Source organism: Amycolatopsis roodepoortensis (genome assembly GCF_024628825.1).
Taxonomy (GTDB): Bacteria; Actinomycetota; Actinomycetes; order Mycobacteriales; family Pseudonocardiaceae; genus Amycolatopsis; species Amycolatopsis roodepoortensis.
This window is the reverse complement of sequence record NZ_CP102415.1, coordinates 4240199-4262639: the sequence shown is the minus strand read 5'-3', so window position 1 is coordinate 4262639 and position 22441 is coordinate 4240199. Positions and strand designations below refer to the sequence as shown.

The following is a 22441-nucleotide window of genomic DNA, read 5'->3' as shown; positions in this document are numbered from 1 at the left end:
CATCTGCCCCGGGGAGAACGCCCCTCGCAGTCGCCGGACATGCCGAAGGCGGTCGCGTTCGTATGGGCGCTGCTGATCCTGAACACGCTGGGCTCCACCGGCGCGACGACGGTCATCCCGATCCCGCGTTCGGTGATCCAGCTGGTCACCATGGGTTCGCTCGTGCTGGCGTTCTGCATCGCGCTCGCGCTGAACGCCCGGCTCCGGATCCGGCCGAGCGCGTACCTGCTGCTGCTCAGCATCCTGGTGGTGCTCAGCCTGCTGGCGAGCCTGAACCTCGAAGTCGGGTACGGCGCGCTGTTCCGCTGCTTCCGGTTCGGTGTGTTCGTCAGCACGCTGTGGCTGCTGACCCGGTGGTGGGACGGCGGGATCCGGCTCGTGCGGCACCACATCCGGACGTACTCGGTGGTGCTGCTGACGGTCGTCATCGGGCTGGCCGCGTCACCGGGGATCGCGCTGGCGGAGGAGTACGGCGGACGGCTGACCGGCACCATCTGGCCGCTGACGCCACCGCAGGTCGGGCAGTACTCGGCGGTGGTCATCGGGCTCACGCTGCTGCTGTGGCTCGGCGGTGAACTCGACCGGCTGAACGCGCTGATCGTCATCGTCCCCTCGATCGGCATCCTGCTGCTGACCCACACCCGCACCGCGACGCTCGGCCTGGTCGCCGGCGTGCTGATCGCACTGCTGTCCCTCTGGATGTCGAGCGCGCGGGCCAGGAAGGTGTTCGCCGGCGTCGCGCTGATCGGCGCGGTGTCCGCAGTCGTCCTCGGTTCGCTGCTGCAGGCCTGGTTCCTGCGCGGCCAGAGCTCGGAGAACTTCTCCAGCCTCACCGGCCGCGCGAAGGTGTGGGACGCGCTGCTGTCCGACCCGCGCACCCTCGGCGAGTACGTGTTCGGCGTCGGGCTGACGAACAAGTCCTACATCGGCCTGCCCATCGACAACAGCTGGCTCGCGGTCTACCACGAACAGGGCTACGTCGGGATCGCGATCGTCGCGGCCTTCATGCTGGTGCTGATCGTGGTCGCCGCGCTGCGGCCGCCGTCGCTGGCCAGGGCGTGCGCGATCTTCCTGATCACCTACTGCGTTTCGGCGTCCTACACCGAGGCGGGTCTCGGTGACGCGTCGCCGTACCTGCTGCATCTGGCGCTGGCGGCGTCGCTGCTGGTGAGGGTGCCTGCCACCGAGAAGAATTTCGTCCCGGCCAAGGAGCCTGCGTGAAGGTCCTCGTGGTCCACAACCGCTACCGGTCCGAGCAACCGAGCGGGGAGAACAACGTCGTCGACCAGGAGGTCGCGCTGCTCGCGGCCGCCGGGCACGACGTCGGCCTGTTCGAACGGCGCAGTGACGACATCTCCGCGATGTCGTTGCCGCGCAAGGCCGCCGTCCCACTCCAGGTGCCGTGGAACCGGGCGGCGCGCGCCGACCTCGCCCGGCGGCTGGCCGAAGACCGGCCGGACGTCGTCCACGTCCACAACACGTTCCCGCTGCTGTCGCCGTCGGTGCTGGCGGCGTGCGCGGACGCGCGTGTGCCCGTCGTCGCGACCGTGCACAACTACACCCTGATCTGCCCGCCCGGCACGCTTTACCGCGACGGGCACGTGTGCACGGACTGCGTCGGCCGGACACCGGTGCCCGCGGTGCGGCACGGTTGCTATCGCGGGTCGGCGGTCGCGACCGTGCCGATGGCGGCGAGCCTGGTGCTCAACCGGCGTCGCTGGTGGTCCGGGGTGTCCCGGTTCTTCTGCATCTCGAAGGCGCAGCGCGAGGTGCTCGTCGCCGCCGGGATGCCCGCCGAACGGCTGGCGGTGAAGTACAACTTCGTCGCCGATCCCGGCATCCGGCGTTCCGGCACCGGCGAGCACGTGCTGTTCCTTGGACGGATCACCGCGGAGAAGGGGATCGGGCTGCTCATGGCGGCCTGGGACCGGATCGCCGCGACCGGCGGGCTCGGTCTTCCGCTGGTGATCGCGGGCACCGGCCCGATGCAGGACGAGGTCGCGCGCTGGGCGGAGGGCCGCGACGACGTCCGCTACGAAGGGCTGCGGAGCAAGGCGGAATGCGCCGAGCTGGTCACTCGCGCGGCCGTGGCCGTGGCACCGTCGGAATGGCTGGAGACGTTCGGGCTGGTGGTCGTCGAGGCGATGGCCGCCGGGGTCCCGACCGTCGCGGCCGCGCACGGCGCGTTCCGCGAACTGGTCGAGGACGGCGTGACCGGGCTGCTGCACGAACCCGGGGACGCCGAGTCGCTGGCGCGGCGGCTGCGGGAGGTCGTCGGCGATCCCGGCCGGAACCTCGAATTCGGCAAGGCGGCGCGGCTGGTCTACGAACAGGAATTCACCCCGGAAGTGGGGCTGGAGCGGCTGATCGGCGGCTATCGGGACGCGATCGGGCGGGTGGCCGCGGAGTGAAACCGGCCCTGCCGCCGGTGCTCCGCCCGGCCGCGTTCGTCCTGGCCGTGACAGGCGGGCTCGGCGCGCTGGTGCTGGGCCTGGTCTACGCCGGCACCTCCGCGCCGACCGGCCTGGACGCGACGCTGGTGCACGCGCTCGCCTGGTCCGGCGACCCCTGGTGGACGATCGCGACGGTGATCGACTTCGTCGGTGAACCGGTCGGCGCCATCGTCACCATGGTCGTGTTCCTCGGCTGGTGCTGGTTTTCGCGGCGGCCGCGCACCGCCGTCACCGGAGTGGTGGCCGCGTTGGTCACCGTCGGCCTGACGAGTGGGCTGAAACCGCTCACCGGCCGGTACATCCACGGCGAATTCCTCGCGTATCCCAGCGGGCACACCGGTTTCGCCGCCGCGTTGACCTTCACCGCCGCACTGGGCGTGCTCGGCGGGCTCCGGCGCTTCCCGGCGTCGGTGGTTCTGGTCGTCGCGGTTTTCGTCGCCGGGGCCGCGATGGGCTGGGCGCAGGTAACGATGGGCGCGCACTACCCGACTGACACGCTGGGCGGCCTCGGTGTGGCGCTCGCGGTGGTTCCGGCGACCGCGCTGCTCATCGACGAAGGGGCGACCCGGTCCTCGAACACCGCATAGCGAAAGGAACGGTTCCCATGCCCCTCATCGATACCGCCAAGAAGATCGCCGCACGGGCGGAAGACCTCGGCCAGCGCGCACTGGCGACGGTCGGCGCCAAACAGTCCGAATCCGCCATCTCGGCCGACGCACAGGGCTATTGGAACTCGCCGGATGAGAAGAGATGGAAGGACAATTCGCACTGGCGCGAGTCCGACACCTTCGACGGCAACGATCTCTGGTCGGAAATCGGCAAGCGGCACCTCGACATGTTCGAGGGCGGCGCCCGGTTGGCGGGCTTCGACCGGCCGTGGAACCGCGTCGTCGAATGGGGCTGCGGTGGTGGCGCGAACGCCATCCACTTCGCCCCGCGTGCCCAGGAATTCATCGGCGTCGACATCTCCGCCGAGACACTCGCCGAATGCGAGAAGCAGGTCGCGAACGTCTGCGACACCTCCTTCCAGGCCGTCGACATCGACGTCGCGAATCCCGAAGCCGCGCTCTCGATGGTGAAGGAACCCTGCGACGTCTACGTGAGTTTCTACGTTTTCGAGCTGATCCCGACGCCGGAATACGGCGAACGCCTGCTCCGCATCGCGCGGGAACTGCTCGTCCCCGGCGGGCTCGCGCTGATCCAGGTCAAGTACGACCCCGGCACGTGGCGGACCCGGCCGCGCCGCCGCTCGTACCGCTCGGGGCTGGCGGCGATGACGACCTATCGCGTCGACGCCTTCTGGCAGCTGGCGGAGCGGTGCGGCTTCACGCCCCAGGCGATCCAGCTGGTGCCGAAGAACGAACTGGACGAGCGATACGCCTACTTCTTCCTGACGAAGCCCTGACTTCCGCGTTCAGCCGACTAACTGCGCCGCTTTGGTGCCGGGGCCCGGCGTCGCGAAAGCCACTTTCGCGACGTCTGATGTCCCGAAAGTGGCTTTCGCGACACCGCCTAGGACCGCGTTCAGCCGACTAACTGCGTGACCGAAAACGCAACTCGCGTGATTGAGGACGTAACTCGCGTGATCAGGCCCGTAACTCACGTGATCCGAGGCGTAACTCACGTGATCAGATGGACGACACGCGTGATCAGACGGACGACACGCGTGCTTGCGCGGACGACACGTGCACACGGCCCGGGCCACCACGAGTCGGCTGTCTGGACACACGTGTCGTCCCTCCAATCACGCGTGTCGTCCATCGGATCACACGCGTCGTCCGTCCAAGCACGCGAGTTGCGCCTCCAAGCACGCGAGTTACGGCTTCGATCACGCGAGTTACGGCTCCAATCACGCGAGTTACGTCTCTGATCACGTGAGTGCGGCGCTTGATCACGCGAGTCGCGCGAGTCACCGAGCCGGGCAGCCGCCGGCGCCGTCGAAGGTGCTGCAAGGGTCCTGCCCGTAAGGAGCCGCCCGCCAAGCGGCCACCTCCAGCGACCGCGACGCGTCATGCGCCACGAACGACCAATGCCCGACGTAGGTGTTCGAGAACCACTCGTTGTCCTGATGGAACGTCACCGCCTCGGACACGACGTTCCCCCGATACGGCGACCACGACGGATAAGTGCCGTAGTTCGACAGCACCGCCATGCGCCCGCACAGCCCCGTGCAGTCGGGAGCGCTGCGGAAGACGTTGTCGTGCACGTTGACCCGCTGTGTCTTCCACCGGCAGTCGTCGTACGCCGGTGGCCGCGCGATCGTTTCGGGCGCGCAGTCCGACGGCGAGGCGACCGCCCGGGTGCAGGTCCCGGTCGAGGTGTTCGAGGGACTGTTGCAGAACCGGTCGGCGTTCTCCCACAGCGTCAGGCCGCCCCAGTTGTCCACGAACTCGTTCTCCGCGATCTCGATCATGTCGGTCCGTGCCCAGATCCGCGGCTCGCCGCCGGATTCGCTCAGATACACCGCGGAGATCGGGAAGTTGTTCCCCCGCGCGGCGAAATCGCGGCCCAGTTTCAGGGCGTTGCGGCGGAACATGTTGCTGCGGATGATGAGGTTGTAGCTGATCTCGTAGAACAGTCCCTCGGCGTCGTTGTCCTCGATCAGGTTGTCTTCGACGATGAAGTCGTTGTTGTTCGTGTCCGCCCAGAGCCCGACGCCGTGGTTGTGGTGCACCCAGTTCCCCCGGATGTCCGCCCCGTCCACGGCCCAGAACTTCGCCCCGCCGCTGCAGCCGCAGCCGGGCTGTTTCTTCTCCCAGTCTTCGGTGTTGTTCCCGGCGATCTCATTGCCCTCCACCACGAGTCCGGTGATGCCGCCACCCGCGCGGTAGGCGTTGATCCCGTACTGCCCGTTGTTCCGCAGACAGTTCCCGAGCACCTCCTGCCGCGGTCCGGCCATCATCGCGGCGCCGCGGTTGTCCTCGATGACGTTGCCCTCGATCACCCAGTGCTCGCCGGAATCGTGGTTCACCACGCCCTGGTCCTGCGGCGCGGCGAAGCGGCGGATCGTCAGCCCGCGGATCACGACGTCCTTGGCGTGCTGGGTGAACGCCGTCCGGTTGATGCCGCGACCGTCCAGCACCGCGCCGGGCGCGCCGATGTAGACGTTGCCGTCCTTCGGGATCACCTGGCTGTACACGTCGTCGGCGAGGGTGTGCGTCCCGGTGCTGAGCCAGAACGTCGTCCCCGGCGGATGCGCCGAGGTCTCGATCGCCAGGTGTTCGCCCGGATCGACGACGACGGCGTTCTCCGGCTTCGGGAAACTCGCCGGTCCGGACGCGCAGACGGCCGGCGCCTCGGCCGCCGATGCCACGGCGGTGAAGGAGCCGGCCGTCAAGACCACCGACAGCGCGAACGCCGTCGTTCTCGCCCAATTCATACGATTCAAGGTAAGTCACCGCGCACTGCAGAGGAGGGACACGAACGAGTGGTCCTCAGACGTACTTGCGGAAAACCGGTTTCACCGGACGGCCACCCGTCCATTGCGCCGGGTCCTGGAATTCGAGGGCCTTCCGGTACGTGGTGCAGGCCCGCGAGACGACGTCGATCGTCTTGTCGATGTCGGCTTCGGTCAGCCCGGCACTGACCACGAACGACGGCCCGATCACCCCGCCGATGATCAGTTCCCGCAGGAACAGCGTCCGGTACGGCTGCGACGGCTCGCCCTGTTCGTCGAGCGTGGCGAAGACCAGGTTGCTCGCCCTGCCGCGCACGAGCACGTGGTCGCCGACCCCGGCGCTCGCGGCCACCTCGCGGACCCCGGCCGCGAGCCGGTCGCCCAACGCGTGCAGCCGCGCGGTGATCCCTTCTTCGGCGTAGGTGTCGAAGACGGCGATCGCCGCGGCGAGGGAATGCGTCTCGGCGCCGTGTGTGGTCGAAAGCAGGAAGACCCGTTCGCGGTGATCGCGCAGCCCGCCGAGTTCCAGGTACTCCCGTTTGCCCGCCAGCGCCGAGACCGCGAACCCGTTCCCCAGCGCCTTGCCGAACGCCGAGAGGTCCGGTGTGACGCCGTACAGCCCCTGCGCCCCGGCCTCCGACCAGCGGAATCCGGTGATCATCTCGTCGAACACCAGCAGACAGCCATACCGGTCACACAGGTTCCGCAGCCCGGCGAGATACCCCGGGGGCGGCTCGGTCTGGGTCGCGGCTTCCAGGACGAGGCAGGCGACTTCGCGCGACCGCAGCAGCTCTTCCGTGGCCACGAGATCGCCGTAGGGGAAGGAGACCGTCAATTCCGTCGTCTCGCCCGGGATCCCGGCGGACATCGGCGTGGTCCCGATGAACCAGTCGTCGGTGGAGAAGAACGCGTGATCGCGGCAGATCGCCACGAGCGTCCGCCCGGTCGCCGCCCGCGCCAGCCGGATCGCGGCCGTGGTCGCGTCCGAGCCGTTCTTCGCGAATTTCACCATCTCCGCGGTCGGCACGGCGGCGAGGAACCGTTCCGCGGCTTCGGCCTCGATGATGGACGGCCGGACGAAGTTGCCGCCCTTCTCGATTTCGGTGCGGACGGCCTCCAGGACCCGCGGGTGCGCGTGCCCGAGGCTGACCGCGCGAAGCCCTGAGCCGTATTCGATGTATTCGTTGCCGTCGACGTCCCACACGTGGCCGGCGAGGCCGCGCGCGATGACGGGCGAGTAGTCGTCGGGGTACTGGTCCTGGCCCTTGGCATAGGTGTGCGCACCACCGGGGATCGCCCGGTGCAGTCGTTCGTTCGCCTGGTCGGAGCGCGGCAAGGGGCGGTTCACGGAATCACCTCGTGGTCGTCAGTGCGGCGGCTAGAGGGGGAGCGTGAGCGTCACGTTCGGACACCGCGCTGACCGGGAGCGGCCACGGGATGGCCAGCTCCGGATCGGCGTACGAGATCGCGATGTCCTCGGCCGGATCGTGCGGCCGGTCGATGCGGTAGGAGATGTCGGCGGGGTCGGTGAGCGCCTGGAACCCGTGCGCGCAACCCGCCGGGATGTACAGGGAGACCTGGGTCTCCCCGGACAGTTCGAACCCTTTCACGGTGCGGAAGGTGGGGGAGTCCGGCCGCAGGTCCACGATGACGTCGAAGATGGCCCCGGCCGAGCAGCGGACCAGCTTGGCCTCGCCGCGTCCGCCGCGCAGATGCATCCCGCGCACGACTCCCTTGCGCGACCGCGAAAGGCTGTCCTGCGCGAAGCCGCCGGGGTCGATGCCGACCGACGCGACGACCTCGCTGTCGAAGGTGCGGCTGAAGAACCCGCGCTCGTCGGCGAACGGTGTCGGCGTGAAGAGGTAGGCGCCTTCGATTTCGGGCACCGCTTCGACCTTCATCGGATCTCCTCGGACGTGCGGAACAGCGTCTTGTCGAGAACGTCGTACTGCTTCTCCAGCAGTTTCCGCTTGGCGGCGCTCCGATCACGCAGGCGCTGCCAGAACTCGTCGGGTTTGGCCTCGAGTTCGGCGAGCTGCCGGACGAGCAGGTCGACGTCGACGGCGCGGGCGGACTGGCAGTACTCCGCCAGCCCCATGTTCGCCATGATGCTGTCCATCTTCTGCGAATAACTGATCGAGATCGTCGGCTTCGCTAGCTTCAGCGAGCACAGGACGTTGTGATAGCGCGTCCCGACGACGGCGCCGAGCGCGGCGATCTCGGTGATGAGGTCACCGAGCGTCGGCAGTTTCGCCGCGGTCACCCGGTTCGGTTCGAGGTCAGGCCGGTGTTCGCGCAGATCGGCGAAGATCTCTTCGACGACGGGGTCGTCGATCTCGTCGCCGGTGAGCAGCCGGATCTCCCGTCCGTCGTCGACCAGCCTGCGCACGAACCGTTTCATCGCGTCCACATAGGACGAACGGATCTGCTCGCCGCGGCGCCGGTCGTCGTTGCCCCCGTGGAATTCCATCACCCCGACCCCGACGACGTCCGACGGCCTCCCCGCGGGGATCGGCAGGGCGAACGCGAGGTCCGGGTAGAGGTCGTCCTTCGCGGTGTCGAGCCCCATCTCGCGCCAGGCGTCGCGGGACAGCTCGTCGCGGAAGGAGCGGTAGTGGGCGGAGCGGGCGGCGATCCGGTAGAGCCGCCGCGTGGTCCGCTGGCGGATGACGTTCGAGCCGACGTTGAGCAGCGCGACCCGGGTCCCCCACAGCCTGCCCGACACCCCCAGTAGTGCCATCGCGTATGGAAAACCCCAGGGCCGCAAGGGAAGCGTTGTTTCGAGGACGCCGGCGCCGGGGACGATCACCACGTCGCACCGCCGTGTCCAGGAAAGGATCTTGAGCGTGTCCGCGACCTTGCCGACGGCCTTCAGCATGGCCGCGAGCACCCCCGTCGTGTCGCGGTTGCGCGAGTAGTACCAGAGCAATGACTCCGCTTTGACGCCGTAGCGTGCCTCGACCAGTTCCGGTCCGGAGCAGAGGCAGCTGAGTTCCGCCTCCGGATGTCGTCGCCGTACGTACTCGAGTACCACTTCGAGTGATCCGTCATTGCCGATGTTCCCTGCCCCCAGCAGCCCGAAGAAGCCGACCCGGGGATGTCTTCGTTTTCTCGCTCCGGAGCGAGAGGTCACGACGTCCTCCTCTGCCGTCCAGGGACCACGGCGTCGATGTTCATTCCGTCGATTTCGGGTTCGGCGTCCTCGGCGCGGTCTTCGTTCCGGCCGCGGGACCGGTCGGCCAGCCAGGCCGCGAGGTGCCGGTAGCACTCGCGCCGGTCGGCCGACGAGAGCGGCGCCCGGCGGATACCGCCGACGAAGCCGCCGATGTACTCGCCGATCAGCCGCGGCATCGGGTTCCGCACCGGGTCGGCGCGCCGCGGGTCGAGGTTCGAGCAGCGCTTCCGGATGCTCGGGTTCGCCCGCTCGGCTCGGCCGGGGTGGTCGCGGCGGAAGTACTGCACCTCGGGGACCTGGTGGAACGGGCCGTGGAGGCTCAGTTCGGCGACATAGGTGCGGTCGGCGTGGTGGTAGCTGTCGAGCGGTTTGACCCGGCGGAGCACGTTCGTGCGCATCACGCCGTAGAAGTCGTCGCCGCCCGTTTCGAACAGCAGGCTGCGGAACCGCGTCGGCGCGTGCGGCGAGTCCGTCGCCAGCGGGTAGTCGAGTTTGTGGGTCACCGCGCCGTGGTCGTCGATGATGGCCTGCCAGCTGTGGGCGACGATCATCTCCGGCCGCTCGTCGAGCGCCTCGATACACAGTTTCAGCAGGTCACGGCCGTAGAGATCGTCATGTGACGCCCATTTGAACAGCTCGCCGCGGGCCTCGTCGAGGACACGGTTGTGGTTCGGGGACGCACCGACGTTCTTCGGCAGCCGCAGGTACCGGATCCGGGCGTCGCGGCGCTCGTAGTCCCGGCAGATCTCCTCGGTGCCGTCCGTCGAAGCGTTGTCCGAAATGATCAGCTCGAAGTCCTCGTGGCTCTGGCCCAGCAGGGCGTCGAGCGATTCGGACAGGTACTCCTCGCCGTTGTAGACGGGCAGACCGATGCTGAGCCGCGGAATCCTGGTCATACCATTCCCACCTCTTCGTCGTTGGTGCGTGGCGCGGCCGGCCGGTACTCGCGATACGCGACACGGAGCTGGTACCACCACATCGCGGCGCCCAGCCAGACCGAGAGCATCGAGCCCCACGCGGCACCTTCGGCGCCGTCGATGTAGGCGCCGATGATCCCGAAGACCACGTAGCCCACCGAAGCGACCAGCTGGGCACGGAGGCTGCGTTTGGCGTTGCCGAGGGCACGCAACCCGGCGGCCGCGCCCGCGGTGAAGCCAGCAGCGGTGACCGACAAAGTGACCGGCAGGATCAGCGGCTCGGCCGCGTCCCAGACCGACCCCATGATCCAGCGGCCGACGTCGTGCGGCACCAGGATCAGCAACCCGAGCCCCCACAGCAGGGCCGCCCCCGCCTGTCCGCCGCCGAGCACCACGCAGAAATGCTTCAGCCGGTGCGGGGCGCGGTGCAGGACACGGGCGCCTTCGGCCACCGTGGTGAGCGAAAGCCCCATCAACAGCGCGAGGAACGGCCCGAGCAGCTGTTCCGCGCCGCGGACCGCACCGACCGCGGTGATCCCCGCGATCGCCCCGAGTCCGTACGCGCGCAGCTGCGACGAGCCGGCGTTGCTGACGTTCTCGATCAGGTAGCGCACGCTCAGGTCGCGCTGCTCCTTCACCCAGCCCGTCATCGCGGAGATCCTCGGCACGATGCCGGTCTGGAACAGCCCGTAGACCGCCGCGACCGCGCCGGCCAAGCCCCAGGCCAGGACGAAGGCGACCACGGTGCCGAAATGCGAGGCGATGGCCAGCGCCGGGATCAGCGCGACACCCCACACCGTGTCGTTGACGAAGGCCTTCTTGCCGTCGCCCTTGGCGAACAGCGCGAACCGCCACGCGTCCTGCAGCATCAGGCCGGGGAGCACGGCGCCGAGCGCAACGAACACCCCGCCCAGCGGCTGCACGGCGAGGAAGCCGACGATCACGCTGATCAGACCGGTCGCCAGGCCGACACCGATCGCCGTCCCCGCCGCCCTCGCCACCGCCCGGCGCCAGGCGTCCTCCGACACCGCGGAGAAGCGCACCATCATCGGGTCGGTGGCCATCCCGCGCGAGAGGTTGAGCACCACGCCGTAGGTCACCCACGCGAGACTGAACATGCCGAAGGCGAAAGTCCCGAGCGAACGCGCGACGAACAGCCCGACCGCGAAGTTGGTCAAGCTCGAAACCGCCTGGTCGCCGAGGCCCCAGCTGAGCCTGCCCGCCATGGCGCGTACGGCCCCGGAGGCCAGTGTCGCCCGATGTCTCCCGCCCGCCACCCGCGTCACTCCTTCAGCAATCCGGCGCCCTGCAGCGCGTGAGCGGCGGCGACGACGGAATCGAAGGGGAGACCGGATCGCTGTGCGACGTCGAGCAGGCTGTGCTCGCCGTCCGAAAGGTTGAGCACCCAGAGCATCGCCATCTGGGCCGCCTTGGCGTCACTGCGGCCGCCGAGGGAGTCGTAGAGCCCGCGTTTGCCGAGCTGCGGCTCGCCGTACGGGCTCAGGTTGACGTAACGGCGGTTCCGGTCCAGCACGGAGAACGCCTCGCCCAAGGTCGCGAGGGTGTCCTCCATCGCCTCGGTGGACACGAACTCCAGGTTGTCCGCCGAGGTGTGGTACTCGGGATAGCCGGCGTACGGCGTCCTGGTCAGGGAGCCGACGCCGAGATTGAACCCTGGCGAGCAGAACTGCCGCTCGTCGTAGCCGTACGGCGAGAAGTCCAGGACCTTGTGCGGTTTGCCGGCGAGGACGAATTCGAGCACCCTGTCGATCTCGGCGTCTCCGCGACGGCTTCGCTTGTAGGTCAGCGATCCGGGGTCGCCCGCGCAGGCGAGCACGATCCCGGCCTTGACCTTGCCGAGCCGTTCGGTGTTGCGCGCGAGCCAGGTGATCGCGCCGATCGTGCCCGGCATGAAGAGGAACCGGTACGTGAAACGCAGTTTCCCCGCGGCCAGCCGCTGCGCGAGCGCCGCGGCGACGGCGATTCCCGCGAGGTTGTCATTCGCCAGCGACGGATGGCAGGTGTGGCACGACACCAGCACCTCGTCGGTGACCTCGCCGGGGACCACGTGTTCGGCGTAGGTCAGGTGCCCGTCGTCCAAAGTGGACTCGATGCGGACCTCGTAGTCGCCGTCCGGCAACGCGTCGAGGGTGTCCTGCGCCAGGCAGAAACCCCACGCCGGCGCGTAGTAACTCGTGCGGTACGGCACCAGCGACGGCTGCTCGGGCAGCGTGTGGAGATGCTCGCGCAGCTCCGCCAGCGGCATCGTCTCGGCCACCGGGACGCTGTAGCCGACGACGTGCAGGTTCGACTCCCGGAAGTCGACGACCTTCCGGCCCGCCGGGTCCTTCACCCAGGCGTCGCGGATGTTCCACTCCTGGGGAACGGTCCAGTCGAGCACCTGGGTCCCGGTCGGCACCTCGTGGACGTCGAGCGGGAGGTGCTCGCCGAGGATCTCCAGCGTGGCGCGGACGCCGTCGCCGGTGATGCTGCGGCAGAGCGGATACAGGCGCTCGACCAGCTCCCGCAGGTCGGCGCCCGTGTCCAGTGGCTTGCGCGTCATCACCGTCGCCGCAGGGTTTCGTCGATCTCGCCCGCGGCGGTCCGCGCGTTGAGCGTGGCCAGCCTGGTGAAGGTGTTCTTGAAGTCGTGCGCGGTCAGGCCGTGCGTGCGGTAGGCGTAGATCAGGTCGAGCGCGCCGTCCTTGACCGACCAGTCGCATTCGAAACCGGGGATCGCGTCGCGGAAGCGGGAGAAGTCGACGCGGTAGGAACGCGGGTCGCCCGCGGACTCGCCGGTGATCCGCAGCTTCGCGCTGGGGACGGCCTCGACGACCTGCTGCGCGATCTCGGCCACGGTCACGTTGTTGCGTTCGGTGCCGATGTTGAACGCCTTGTCGTGGACGGCCTCCTTGGGGGCGACCAGTGCGGCCTCGAAGGCGCGCGCGATGTCCTTGGCGTGCACCAGCGGCCGCCACGGCGTCCCGTCCGACAGCACCAGGATCTCGCCCGAGACGTGCGCGTGCGCGGTGAGGTTGTTGAGCACGATGTCCGACCGCAGCCGCGGCGAGAAGCCGAACGCGGTGGCGTTGCGCAGGTACACCGGGGTGAAATCGTCGTCGGCGAGCTCGTGGAGGTCGTCCTCGACCCGCACCTTCGACTCGGCGTACGGCGTCACCGGGCGCAGCGGCGCGTCCTCGTCGACCAGGCCGTCTCCGCCCGAAGCGCCGTAGACCGAGCACGTCGAGGCGTAGAGGAACCGCTTGACCCCGGCCTCCTTCGCCAGCTTCGCGAGCTTGACCGAAGCGTGGTGGTTGATGTCGTAGGTGAGCTCCGGCGCCAGCGATCCCAGCGGGTCGTTGGACAGCGCGGCGAGGTGGATCACCGCGTCCACCCCGGTCACGTGCTCGGCCGTGACGTCGCGGAGGTCGACTTCGTAACCTTTGGGGTCGTCGGGTTTCGGGCCCAGCACGCAGGTGTCGAAGAGACCGGAGTCGAGGCCGACGACCTCGTGGCCTTCGGCGGCCAGCACCGGGGCCATCACCGTGCCCAGGTAACCCTTGTGCCCGGTCAGCAGCACACGCATGGCTTTCAGCCTTTCGGAGTGAGGTCGAGCGTCAGTTTCTTGAGGTCGAAGGCCTCCGCGTAGCGCTGCCCGCATTCGATTCCGCGAATGCGGGCGAGGCCGAGGAAGGCTTCCCGGTCGTACCAGGGCCGGTGCCGTTGAGAGGCGTAGTGCTCCTGCAGCAGCCGGACCTTCTCTTCGGCGAGCTCGGGGGTGAGCGGCACGTACGCGGTGGGTTTGGCGAGGTCGCCGTCCCATTTCGCGATCTCGTACTCCAGCTGGAGATGGGTGCGGAACACCGTCGGCACCAGCTTCGCCAGCCCGCGGTGGTCCTGATGCGCGTCCGCCGTGCGCGGGGAGAGGACGAGGTCCGGGTCGGTGCGGCGGCGCAGCTCTTCGAGGGCGTTCTTGGCCTCTTCCCAGTGCGAGGGGAACCGGCCGTCGGGCAGTTTGAGCACGGTGACCTCGACGTCGACGCCGGGGCAGAAGGCCGCGAGCGCGGCGTGCTCCTCGGCCTCGCGTTCGGTGCCGCCGCCGGAAAGGACGAGCGCGTCCACGCGGAGACCCGGGTTGGCGGCGCAGAGGGCGAGCAGTGTGCCGCCCGCCCCGATGGCGATGTCGTCACAATGCGCGCCGAGCGCGACGACCCGCTGGACGCCGCCCGTGCCGAGTCCGATCACGCCGTGCTCGCGGGTTCGCGTTCCCAGCGCGCCCACGGACGGTCGCCGTGCGCGTAGGCGTCGTCCAGCTGGACGCGTTCCTTGACGGTGTCGGTCGGCTTCCAGAACCCGCGGTACGGGTACGCGAGCAGCTTGCCCCGCTTGGCGAGCTCACCGCAGCCGTCGGCCACCAGGTCGCCGCCCTCGGGGATGTGGTCGAAGATCTCCTGGCGCAGCACGAAGTACCCGCCGTTCTCCCACAGCGGCATCTCGCTGACCGGGGTCAGTGCGCCGATGCGGCCGTCCTCGCCCATCTCGACGCAGTGGAACGACGACTGCGGCGGCACGACCATCATCGACGCGCCGGCGTCGGATTCGGTGAACCGTTCGATCATGTCCGGCAGCGGGGCGTCGGTGAGGACGTCGGCGTAGTTGGCGAGGAACATCTCGTCGCCATGGAGGTACGGGCGCACCCGGCGCAGGCGCTCGCCGATGGCCGATTCGAGACCGGTCTGCACGAAGGTGATCGACCAGTCCGCGATGTCGGTCGACAGCAGTTCCGCCTTGCCGTTGCGCAGGACGAAATCGTTGGAGGTGGTCTCCTCGTAGTTGAGGAAGAACTCCTTGATGTGGTGCGCGCCGTAACCGAGGCAGAGGACGAACTCGGTGTGCCCGAAATGCGCGTAGTAGCGCATCACGTGCCAGATCAGGGGTCTGGGGCCGACCATGGCCATCGGCTTCGGCACGTCGGACGCGTCACCGTTGCGCATCCGCATGCCGTAGCCGCCGCAGAAGAGGACTACCTTCACGACTTCACCTCGACGATTTCCAGGTGCGGGATGGGGAAGACCAGTTTCCCGCCCCATTCGTCCACATAGGACAATTGGGCGGTCAGCTCCTTCCGGAGGTTCCACGGAAGGACGAGCACGTAATCGGGTTTGTCCGCCGCGATGCGTTCCGGCGGCAGGATCGGGATCCGGGTGCCGGGGGTGAACCGGCCGTGCTTGTACGGGTTCCGGTCGACGGTGTACCGCAGGACGTCCGGGCGGATACCGCAGTGGTTCAGGAGCGTGTTGCCCTTGCCGGGGGCGCCGTAACCGACGACGGTCTTGCCTTCGAGCGCCGCGTCGGTGAGGAACTTGTTCAGGTCGAGCCGGACCTTGGTGACCCGCTCGGAGAATTCGGTGTAGCCGGACATTTCGTGCAGCCCGGCGGCTTTCTCGGCGTCGAGGACCTGAGTCATCCGCTCGCTCGGCTCACCGGCGACGGCCTCCGGACGCGCCCACAGCCGGATCGAACCGCCGTGGGTGGGCAGGAGTTCGACGTCCACAACGGACAATCCGCCGCGCGCGAGGGCCCGGCGCGCGGATTCCACCGTGTAGTACTGGAAATGCTCGTGATAGATCGTGTCGTACTGGTTGTCCTGGATCAGCGTCAGCAGGTGCTGGACCTCGATGCTGACCCAGCCGTCGTCGGCGACCAGGGCGCGGAGCCCATGCGTGAAACCGATGATGTCCGGGATATGCGCGTAGACGTTGTTCGCCACGACGAGGTCGGCGGGACCGTGTTCGTCGCGGACCTCTCGCCCGGTCTCGGGGCTGAGGAAAGCGGTCTTCGTCGGCACCCCGGCGTCACGCGCGGCTTGGCCGACGTTCACCGAAGGTTCCACGCCGAGACAGCGAATGCGCTGCGCCACAACGTGTTTGAGCAGATATCCGTCGTTGCTGGCGACCTCGACGACGAACGACGAATCGTCGAGCCCGAGCCGCTCGACCGCGCCGTCGACGAACGTCTTCGCGTGCTCGACCCAGGAAGCGGAATATGACGAGAAGTACGCGTATTCGGTGAAAGTCTCTTCAGGGGTGATGAGCGGCGGGATCTGGGCGAGCCAGCATTCGGTGCAGACCCGCAGGTGCAAGGGGTACGTCGGCTCCGGCTCCGCGAGCTGCTCCGCGGTCAGGAACCGTTCGCACGGCGGCGTCGCCCCGAGGTCGACGACACTGGCGAGATGGGCCGAGCCGCAGAGTCGGCAGGTGGTCATCGAGAGGCTCCTTGGCTCGCGTCACGTATCCCAGACGTCGGCACCTCGGGTCGCCTCGTTACATGCTTCCAGGGGTCTCACGCTTCCGTCTCACAACCGAAACCTGTCGTCTCTCCCATCGGCGCAGACCCCTCCGCCATCCGGGCGCGGGCAACCGGCCGGGTCGCGTTTAGCGGGCTAAACGCGACCCGCGATTCCGGCCCGGACGTCGCGAAAGCCACTTTCGCGACGTCTGATGTCCCGAAAGTGGCTTTCGGGACACCAGATCGCCGCGCCGCCTCCGCCCGACCGGATCGCGTTTAGCCCGCTAAACGCGATCCCCTCCCGATCGCCCGACTCCGCGTGAAGGCCCCCTTCCCTCGGCTGAGCCGAGGGAAGGGGGCCTTCACGGACTTCCCGGAGCCGACCCACCGGCCGAGTCCGTCAAACCGTCAAGAAACCACCAGCGCGTAGTCCGCATCGGTCGCCGAAGTCTCCGGGTGACCGTCGGCGTTCACCTGCGTCGCCACGACCTCCACCGTCCAGGTACCCGCGGCCGGCTTCTCCAGGATGACGTTCTCCACCGTGTCGACCGTGTTCGGCGACCCGCCCGCGGTCGAGAAGTTGCCCGCCTTCAGCCCGTTGTTGCCGTAGTAGACGGTCCCGTTCGGCGCGGTGACCTTCAGGGTCAGGTCGTTGACCCTCGCGACCGACGCGCTCGGCGAACCCGCCGGGTCGGTGTAGGCCAGCGTCGCCTTGAACTGCTTGGTCCCGTTCACCGCGACCGTGTACTTCTTCGACTGCCCGGTGCCCAGCAGGTCGGTCTCGTTCACCAGCACCGGCAGCTTCCACCCGTTCGCCTTGGCCTGGTCGTGCAGGTACCGCACGTTCGCGGTGCCCCAGCCCTGATGCGTCCTGGTCATGTCGTGCGCCGTGCCGCTGAACGCGAACTGGTCGGCCCCGTTGACCAGCAGCGCCTTCGCGGTCGCCGCGTGCGGGCGGCTCGTGAAGACGTCCCGGCCCTTGCCGGGGCCGCCGTCGAACACACCGTCGGCCCACATCTGGAACAGCAACCCGGCGTTCCCGCAGGTGATCGGGGTCGCGCCGCTCGTGCCGCCGAACGACGTCGTGTACGAGGTGTCACTGCTCGAAGACGTGGTGTCGATCCGGTCGTAGTAGTTCGACAGTTCCGGTTTGATCCGCCCGTCGGCGGCCGGGCCGATGCTGGCGCCGCCGCTCCACTTGTCGTCGGTGCGGCCAAGCGTGTTGTAGTGGTACTGCCCGCCCACCGAGAGCACGTTCTTCGACCAGGCCTGCGGCCGCGACTGCTGGGTGCCCGCGTTGCTCTGCGACTGGCAGATCAGCAGGTCGTGGTCGAAGACGATCTTGTCGAGCTCGGCCGAGACGGAGTTGTAGGCCGTGGTCAGCCCGCCGCCCCAGCTGTTGCTCTGGAACACCGCGCGGTACTTGCCCGCCGGGTCGACCAGTTCCTTGGTGTGGGCGTAGCGGTCCGGCTTGTTGTAGGTGGCGAAGATCCCCTGCGCCTCGGGCAGCAGGCCACGCTGCGGCGCGCTCACGCCCGACGCGAAGATCTGGCCGTAGGTCGAGGTCCCGTGGCTGGTGCTGGTGGAGTTCGAGCCGTGCATCACCGTCGGCCGCGCCTTGAACTCCTGGTGCGTGACGCGCAGCCCGCCGTCCATCACCTCGCCGCGGACGCCCTGACCGCGGTAGCCGCCGACACTCTCGATGTAGTTCGCGCCCCCGCTCTCCCTGGCGTTGGCCATGTCGGTTTCGGGGGCGGTGATCGCGCCGACCGCGAGCACCTCCGCCCCCTGCACCACGGCGGCGGCCTGCCCGGAGCCGAGTTTCGCGACGATGTGCTGCCCACTCTGCGAAATCGCCTCGATACCGCCGCCGAGCCGCAGGATCCGCTCGGCCACGGCGCGCTGGTCCCGCGCGTCCGGCTCGACCAGTGTCACCAGATGGCTGCCGGTGGCGGCCGTCGACATCTCCATCTTGTCGTCCGGCCGGTATTCGCCGAGCCAGCGGACGAAAGCCAATTCCGCCACCGATTCGCGGTTCTCCGGCTTCAGCCGGACCACGTAGGCGAAATCGGGAATATAGGTTCCGATCCGCACGCCGAGTGAGCGCAATTTCCCGCGTTGCGCGTCGGTCAGCGCGCTTCGGACCTGGAGCAGATACGCGCCCTTCCAGTCCTGGCTCGCCGCCGTGCGCTGGCTCAGCGGGTCGAAGGTCCTGCTGGCCAGACGGATGAACTGGGGGTCTTCGGCGGCAGGGGCGGCGACGGCCGCCCCGCTCGTCAGTAGCATCGCGCCGACTAAGGGCGCGAGGAAGCGGACAGACTTCGGCCGTGGCATGAAATACCTCCGGGGAGCTCTGCAGGGGAGAGGTCTTTCGAAGGTACCGGCCGAAAAGCGTGATGATCAGCCGCTGAACGGCCCAGCCGTTTTCCGGTATTGCGGGAAATGGAGCATAAACGGTTAAAAACTGATTCAGGAGATCTCGTCGATCGCCCCGCTGAACCGCGTCAGCCGCTCGTGTTCCTCCACGTCGAGCCGCCGCGCGCTGCCTTCGGGCAGGGTGCACGCGACCCAGATGGTGCGGCAGCGCGCGTAGACGGCCCGATCGTCGCGCAGCCTGCTGTTCACCACGACGTCGCAGGTGCCGATCCGGCCGACCACGGTCTCCACCTCGATCGGATGGTCACGGAACGTCAGCCTGCGCAGATAGCTGATGTTGTGCTTCGCGATCAGGTACGCCGGTCCCTTGGCCTGGAAAAGATGCTCGCGGCGAGGGTCGAGCAACGCGATCTGGGCTTCCTGGAAGTACTCCAGCAGCCGCACGTTCCCGACGTGGCCGAGACAGTCCAGGTCGGCGACACGCAGACGATGGCGGTGGAGGTGGATCTCGGGAGCGGGACGCGCACTGGTCGTCCCCAGCGGATGTGCGTGCACGAAGTGGATCTTCAACGATCGCGTGGGGTTACGGCCGCGCGGCGCAACGGAGGTCGGCCCGGTTCACTCCATCAGGGTTTCGGAGAGCTCGCGGATCGCGGCGGTCTCGGCGGTGTGGATGTCCCGGATCAGGGCGCTCATCGTGCCGAAGAGTTCACGGGCTTCACCGTCGGTGAACGGTGTTTCGTCGTTGTAGTGCGCGCGAAGCTTCCACATTTCCGCACCGGCCGCCGCGGCGGCGTCCTGCCCCGCGTCGCCCTCCCGGACACCCGCCGACACCGCGCTGACCAGCCCGCGCACCCAGGCGAACTCCGCGTTCGACGCCGGGACGGCCGTCTCGGCCAGTTCGGCCCAGCGTTCGCCGATGCCGCGCCAGGTCGACGCCTGTTCGGCCAGCGCCGGCAACTCGAGCAGGCCGGAGGCTTCGGTGAGCGCGTCGGCGAACAGCCCGCGCAGATGCCCGCCCTCCATCCCGGCCGGGGTGACGCTCTCCCAGACGTTGAACAGCGCCCCGACGAGCCCGCGCCGCTCGCCGAACGCGCGCGGCCAGCCCTTCGGGTCACGTTCGTCGGTCATCGCCTTCGCCCAGCGCCCCCACGCGGGCAGCGAGAACGACTTCGACGGCGCCGAGAGATTCCGGACGCAGTCCGTCAGCCCCTCGCGCACGGCCGTCCGCCAGTCGGAGACCTCGCCGGGCCGGATGGTCGCGAGCAGGTTCTTGTACGAGCCGACGCGGCCGCGCGCGGCGTCGAACGTCTTCCGGTCGACCGTCAGCGGGGCGAGGTTGCGGTCGTCGACCAGCACCCGGCCGTCCTCTTCGCCGTACGCGACGACGAAATGGCCGCCACCGCCGGACATCTCCGGCGGCAGGTGCCAGTAGCCGAGCGACTCGCGGTCAGGGAGGACGATCACCGGCCGCCCGGCTTCGAGGTCGGTGGTGAGCCGTTTGGCGGCGGCGCGTTTGCCGCCGGTGGTGTGGAGATCGATGCCGAGCCCCAAACGGTCCACTGTGGACTTGAGCCATTCCTGCGGATACTGCCAGCGCGCGCGGAAACCGAACACGATCATCGACATCGTTTCGTGCGCGAAGTCCCACAGGATGTAGCCGGCCCCGATCCCGCCGGACACGGCGAAGACCAGCGCCTCGCCGGGCGCCTTCCCGTCCGGCCCTTCGACACCGTGATGCGCCAGTACGGCGGCCACGGCCGAGACGTCCGGCTGCAGCCCGCCGCGCAATTCGTACTCGGTCACCCCGCCATCATGCCCGCTCCGGCGTCAGAAGTCCCGGATCAGGGAAACCCTGCCGCGCAAGGGATCCGCGACGTACACCATCCTGGTGCGCTGGTCGATCGCGACGGCGCCGGGGTTCACGCCGAGTGACAGGTCGCCGGTGAGCAGGCTGGTCCTGCCGTCGATCCTGGCGAGACCGTTCGGTCCGCCGTTGGCGTAGACGGTGTTCGATCCTTCGTGGACCGCGAGCGCCGAAGATTCCGAGCGCAGCAGCACGGTCGCTTTCTCCTTGCGCGTGCCCGTGTCCACGATGGACAGATGATGGATCGCCGAATTCGCGACGAACACCGTCCCGGACGCGCTGTGCACGGCGACTCCGGTCGGTGACTTGCCGACCGGGATCCCGCCGGTGAACCTCCCCACGCCGATGTCGAAGATTTCCAGTGAGTCGGTGGCCGTGCTGGTGCAGTACGCGAGCTTGCGCCCGCTGTCGACCGCCGTCGACGACAACCCTCGCGTGGGGCCGGGGACAACGTCCAGCAGGCGGCAGCCGACGCCGTCGATGACGGCCAGCGTCCCGGTGAGGGCACTGGCCGCGTAGATGCGGTTCGCCTGCTCGTCGACGTCGACACTGGACGCGCCGGGGCCGGCGGGTACCACGCTGACGACTTCGTTGGCCCGCCCGTCCAGGACGAGGACGGTCCCGGCGGGCGGGTTCGCGACGAAGACCCTGTTCGTCACGGTGTCGACGGCCAGCCCGGCGGGTTCGCCGCCGACCGGGATCACGTCACCGACCGTGCCGGACCGCGAGTCGAGGACGACGATCGTGCCGGTGGACGGATCCGAGACGTACGCGAAGCCGGTGACGGAATTCACCGCGACCGCCTCCGGGGTGCCTCCGACCTCGACGAGAAGCACTTTTTCGGCTCTGGCGGCCGGCGCGAAGGCGACCGCGGAGGCGCCGGCCGCGGCCAGCGTGAGCAGGGCTCGGCGGCTCAGTTCGGGTCCTCGCACAGGCGCCTCCCGATGATCGTTCCGAGATTCGACGATAACCCGCGAGCCGAGCACGCGAAGGAACTTCGCGTCCCCCGATCGCGTTGTTTCCGATGAGTAACCCCACCCCGGAGAAAGGAAGGAGCAGGACGCCGTGCACAAACACCAGAACGGGCTCAAGACCGTCGTCCTGCTCGGCCTGCTGTCCGCGCTCATCGTCGGGATCAGCGGTTTCTTCGGGCGGGGCGCGCTGGTCATCGGGCTGGTGGTGGCGCTCGGGGTCAACGCGTACGCCTATTTCAACTCCGGCAAGCTGGCGCTGCGGGCCATGCACGCCCGTCCGATTTCGGAGGCCGAGCACCCGGCGATGTACCGGATCGTGCGGGAGCTGGCCACCACCGCACGGCAGCCGATGCCGCGGCTCTACGTCAGCCCCACGCAGGCGCCGAACGCCTTCGCCACCGGCCGCAGCCCCCGGCACGCGGCGGTGTGCTGCACCACCGGCATCCTCGACCTGCTCGACGAGCGCGAACTGCGGGCGGTGCTCGGGCACGAGCTGTCCCATGTCTACAACCGCGACATCCTGATCTCGTGTGTCGCGGGCGCGCTGGCGAGCGTGATCAGCGTGATCGCCAACATCGCGATGTTCACCAGCGTCTTCGGCGGCGGCAACCGCGAGGACGGCGACAGTCCGCTGGTCGGGCTGCTCTTGGTCGTGATCGGGCCGATCGCGGCAGCGGTGGTGAAGCTCGGGGTGAGCCGCTCGCGGGAGTTCCAGGCCGACGCGTCGGGCGCGGAGCTCACCGGAGACCCGCTCGGCCTGGCATCGGCGCTGCGGAAGCTCGACGAGGGGACGCGCGCGGCGCCGCTCGTGCCGGAGCCGAAGCTGGTCTCGCAGTCGCACCTGATGATCGCGAACCCGTTCCGGCCAGGCGGCGGCCTCACGAAGCTCTTCGCGACCCACCCGCCCATGGCTGAACGCATCCGGCGCCTGGAAGAGATGGCCCGCCACCCCCACTGACCAGCCGGATCGCGTTTAGCCCGCTAAACGCAGGTCG

Annotated in this window: 20 protein-coding genes; 5 read left to right on the top strand and 15 right to left on the bottom strand. The window is 68.7% G+C overall.

Features of this window, described 5'->3' with window-relative positions; genetic code table 11:
- Nucleotides 1–39 precede the first annotated feature (39 nt).
- From NQK81_RS20010 to NQK81_RS19995, 4 genes are read left to right on the top strand one after another with little or no spacing between them, the layout of a single operon-like run.
- The gene (locus tag NQK81_RS20010) at nt 40–1221 is read left to right on the top strand and encodes an O-antigen ligase family protein (protein WP_257489798.1); all 1182 of its coding nucleotides are present in this window, start codon (nt 40–42) and stop codon (nt 1219–1221) included.
- Entirely contained in the window at nt 1218–2411 is a 1194-nt protein-coding gene (locus tag NQK81_RS20005) for a glycosyltransferase family 4 protein (protein ID WP_257489322.1), read from the top strand. The genes NQK81_RS20010 and NQK81_RS20005 overlap by 4 nt, the downstream gene beginning before the upstream one ends.
- Entirely contained in the window at nt 2408–3040 is a 633-nt protein-coding gene (locus NQK81_RS20000; protein ID WP_257489321.1) for a phosphatase PAP2 family protein, read from the top strand. Before NQK81_RS20005 ends, NQK81_RS20000 begins: the two co-directional genes overlap by 4 nt.
- Before the next feature lie 17 nt (nt 3041–3057).
- Nucleotides 3058–3858 carry a class I SAM-dependent methyltransferase gene (locus tag NQK81_RS19995; RefSeq protein ID WP_192747771.1) on the top strand — a complete coding sequence of 267 codons (801 nt, stop codon included), beginning with the start codon at nt 3058–3060 and terminating at the stop codon, nt 3856–3858.
- A gap of 504 nt (nt 3859–4362) precedes the next feature.
- On the opposite strand, the gene NQK81_RS19990 is transcribed toward NQK81_RS19995, so the two are convergent.
- The 15 genes from NQK81_RS19990 to NQK81_RS19920 all read right to left on the bottom strand — a co-directional run bounded on the left by NQK81_RS19990 (nt 4363) and on the right by NQK81_RS19920 (nt 21404).
- The gene (locus NQK81_RS19990; RefSeq protein ID WP_257489320.1) at nt 4363–5832 is read right to left on the bottom strand and encodes a right-handed parallel beta-helix repeat-containing protein; all 1470 of its coding nucleotides are present in this window, start codon (nt 5830–5832) and stop codon (nt 4363–4365) included.
- 55 nt (nt 5833–5887) lie between these two features.
- Nucleotides 5888–7198, bottom strand: coding sequence for a glutamate-1-semialdehyde 2,1-aminomutase (locus NQK81_RS19985; protein WP_257489319.1), 1311 nt, complete (start codon nt 7196–7198; stop codon nt 5888–5890).
- A 4-nt stretch (nt 7199–7202) separates the two neighbouring features.
- Complete coding sequence (locus NQK81_RS19980) at nt 7203–7751, bottom strand: dTDP-4-dehydrorhamnose 3,5-epimerase family protein (RefSeq protein ID WP_257489318.1); 549 nt, start codon at nt 7749–7751, stop codon at nt 7203–7205.
- Nucleotides 7748–8983, bottom strand: coding sequence for a polysaccharide pyruvyl transferase family protein (locus NQK81_RS19975; RefSeq protein ID WP_257489317.1), 1236 nt, complete (start codon nt 8981–8983; stop codon nt 7748–7750). The genes NQK81_RS19980 and NQK81_RS19975 overlap by 4 nt, the downstream gene beginning before the upstream one ends.
- Nucleotides 8980–9921 (bottom strand): glycosyltransferase family 2 protein, encoded by a 942-nt coding sequence (locus NQK81_RS19970; RefSeq protein WP_257489316.1) that lies wholly within the window; start codon nt 9919–9921, stop codon nt 8980–8982. The genes NQK81_RS19975 and NQK81_RS19970 overlap by 4 nt, the downstream gene beginning before the upstream one ends.
- Nucleotides 9918–11168 (bottom strand): MATE family efflux transporter, encoded by a 1251-nt coding sequence (locus NQK81_RS19965; protein WP_257489797.1) that lies wholly within the window; start codon nt 11166–11168, stop codon nt 9918–9920. The genes NQK81_RS19970 and NQK81_RS19965 overlap by 4 nt, the downstream gene beginning before the upstream one ends.
- Before the next feature lie 56 nt (nt 11169–11224).
- Nucleotides 11225–12505, bottom strand: a complete 1281-nt coding sequence (locus NQK81_RS19960) for a DUF4910 domain-containing protein (protein ID WP_257489315.1) — start codon at nt 12503–12505, stop codon at nt 11225–11227.
- On the bottom strand, nt 12505–13527 hold the full coding sequence (locus NQK81_RS19955; RefSeq protein ID WP_257489314.1) for an NAD-dependent epimerase/dehydratase family protein: 1023 nt from the start codon (nt 13525–13527) through the stop codon (nt 12505–12507). Before NQK81_RS19955 ends, NQK81_RS19960 begins: the two co-directional genes overlap by 1 nt.
- Before the next feature lie 5 nt (nt 13528–13532).
- The gene (locus tag NQK81_RS19950; RefSeq protein ID WP_257489796.1) at nt 13533–14186 is read right to left on the bottom strand and encodes a PIG-L deacetylase family protein; all 654 of its coding nucleotides are present in this window, start codon (nt 14184–14186) and stop codon (nt 13533–13535) included.
- Nucleotides 14183–14974, bottom strand: coding sequence for a sugar phosphate nucleotidyltransferase (locus NQK81_RS19945; protein ID WP_257489313.1), 792 nt, complete (start codon nt 14972–14974; stop codon nt 14183–14185). The genes NQK81_RS19950 and NQK81_RS19945 overlap by 4 nt, the downstream gene beginning before the upstream one ends.
- The gene (locus tag NQK81_RS19940) at nt 14971–16206 is read right to left on the bottom strand and encodes a class I SAM-dependent methyltransferase (protein ID WP_257489312.1); all 1236 of its coding nucleotides are present in this window, start codon (nt 16204–16206) and stop codon (nt 14971–14973) included. The genes NQK81_RS19945 and NQK81_RS19940 overlap by 4 nt, the downstream gene beginning before the upstream one ends.
- Nucleotides 16207–16637: 431 nt before the next feature.
- Nucleotides 16638–18515, bottom strand: a complete 1878-nt coding sequence (locus tag NQK81_RS19935) for a DUF8729 domain-containing protein (RefSeq protein ID WP_257489311.1) — start codon at nt 18513–18515, stop codon at nt 16638–16640.
- Between the two features lie 183 nt (nt 18516–18698).
- Nucleotides 18699–19160, bottom strand: coding sequence for an acyl-CoA thioesterase (locus tag NQK81_RS19930; protein ID WP_257489310.1), 462 nt, complete (start codon nt 19158–19160; stop codon nt 18699–18701).
- A gap of 63 nt (nt 19161–19223) precedes the next feature.
- Nucleotides 19224–20411 carry a BtrH N-terminal domain-containing protein gene (locus NQK81_RS19925; RefSeq protein ID WP_257489309.1) on the bottom strand — a complete coding sequence of 396 codons (1188 nt, stop codon included), beginning with the start codon at nt 20409–20411 and terminating at the stop codon, nt 19224–19226.
- 24 nt (nt 20412–20435) lie between these two features.
- Nucleotides 20436–21404, bottom strand: a complete 969-nt coding sequence (locus NQK81_RS19920) for a YncE family protein (RefSeq protein ID WP_257489308.1) — start codon at nt 21402–21404, stop codon at nt 20436–20438.
- A 133-nt stretch (nt 21405–21537) separates the two neighbouring features.
- On the opposite strand from NQK81_RS19920, the gene htpX reads away from it, so the two are divergent.
- Entirely contained in the window at nt 21538–22404 is an 867-nt protein-coding gene (gene htpX / locus NQK81_RS19915; protein WP_257489307.1) for a zinc metalloprotease HtpX, read from the top strand.
- Nucleotides 22405–22441: the final 37 nt, after the last annotated feature.

Coding starts and splice junctions, on each gene's coding strand:
- NQK81_RS19990 (WP_257489320.1), bottom strand. CDS start 5,832: ATGAATTGGGCGAGAACGACGGCGTTCGCGCTGTCGGTGGTCTTGACG.
- NQK81_RS20010 (WP_257489798.1), top strand. CDS start 40: ATGCCGAAGGCGGTCGCGTTCGTATGGGCGCTGCTGATCCTGAACACG.
- NQK81_RS19980 (WP_257489318.1), bottom strand. CDS start 7,751: ATGAAGGTCGAAGCGGTGCCCGAAATCGAAGGCGCCTACCTCTTCACG.
- NQK81_RS19960 (WP_257489315.1), bottom strand. CDS start 12,505: ATGACGCGCAAGCCACTGGACACGGGCGCCGACCTGCGGGAGCTGGTC.
- NQK81_RS19955 (WP_257489314.1), bottom strand. CDS start 13,527: ATGCGTGTGCTGCTGACCGGGCACAAGGGTTACCTGGGCACGGTGATG.
- NQK81_RS19970 (WP_257489316.1), bottom strand. CDS start 9,921: ATGACCAGGATTCCGCGGCTCAGCATCGGTCTGCCCGTCTACAACGGC.
- NQK81_RS19935 (WP_257489311.1), bottom strand. CDS start 18,515: ATGCTACTGACGAGCGGGGCGGCCGTCGCCGCCCCTGCCGCCGAAGAC.
- NQK81_RS19995 (WP_192747771.1), top strand. CDS start 3,058: ATGCCCCTCATCGATACCGCCAAGAAGATCGCCGCACGGGCGGAAGAC.
- NQK81_RS19965 (WP_257489797.1), bottom strand. CDS start 11,168: ATGGCGGGCAGGCTCAGCTGGGGCCTCGGCGACCAGGCGGTTTCGAGC.
- NQK81_RS19940 (WP_257489312.1), bottom strand. CDS start 16,206: ATGACCACCTGCCGACTCTGCGGCTCGGCCCATCTCGCCAGTGTCGTC.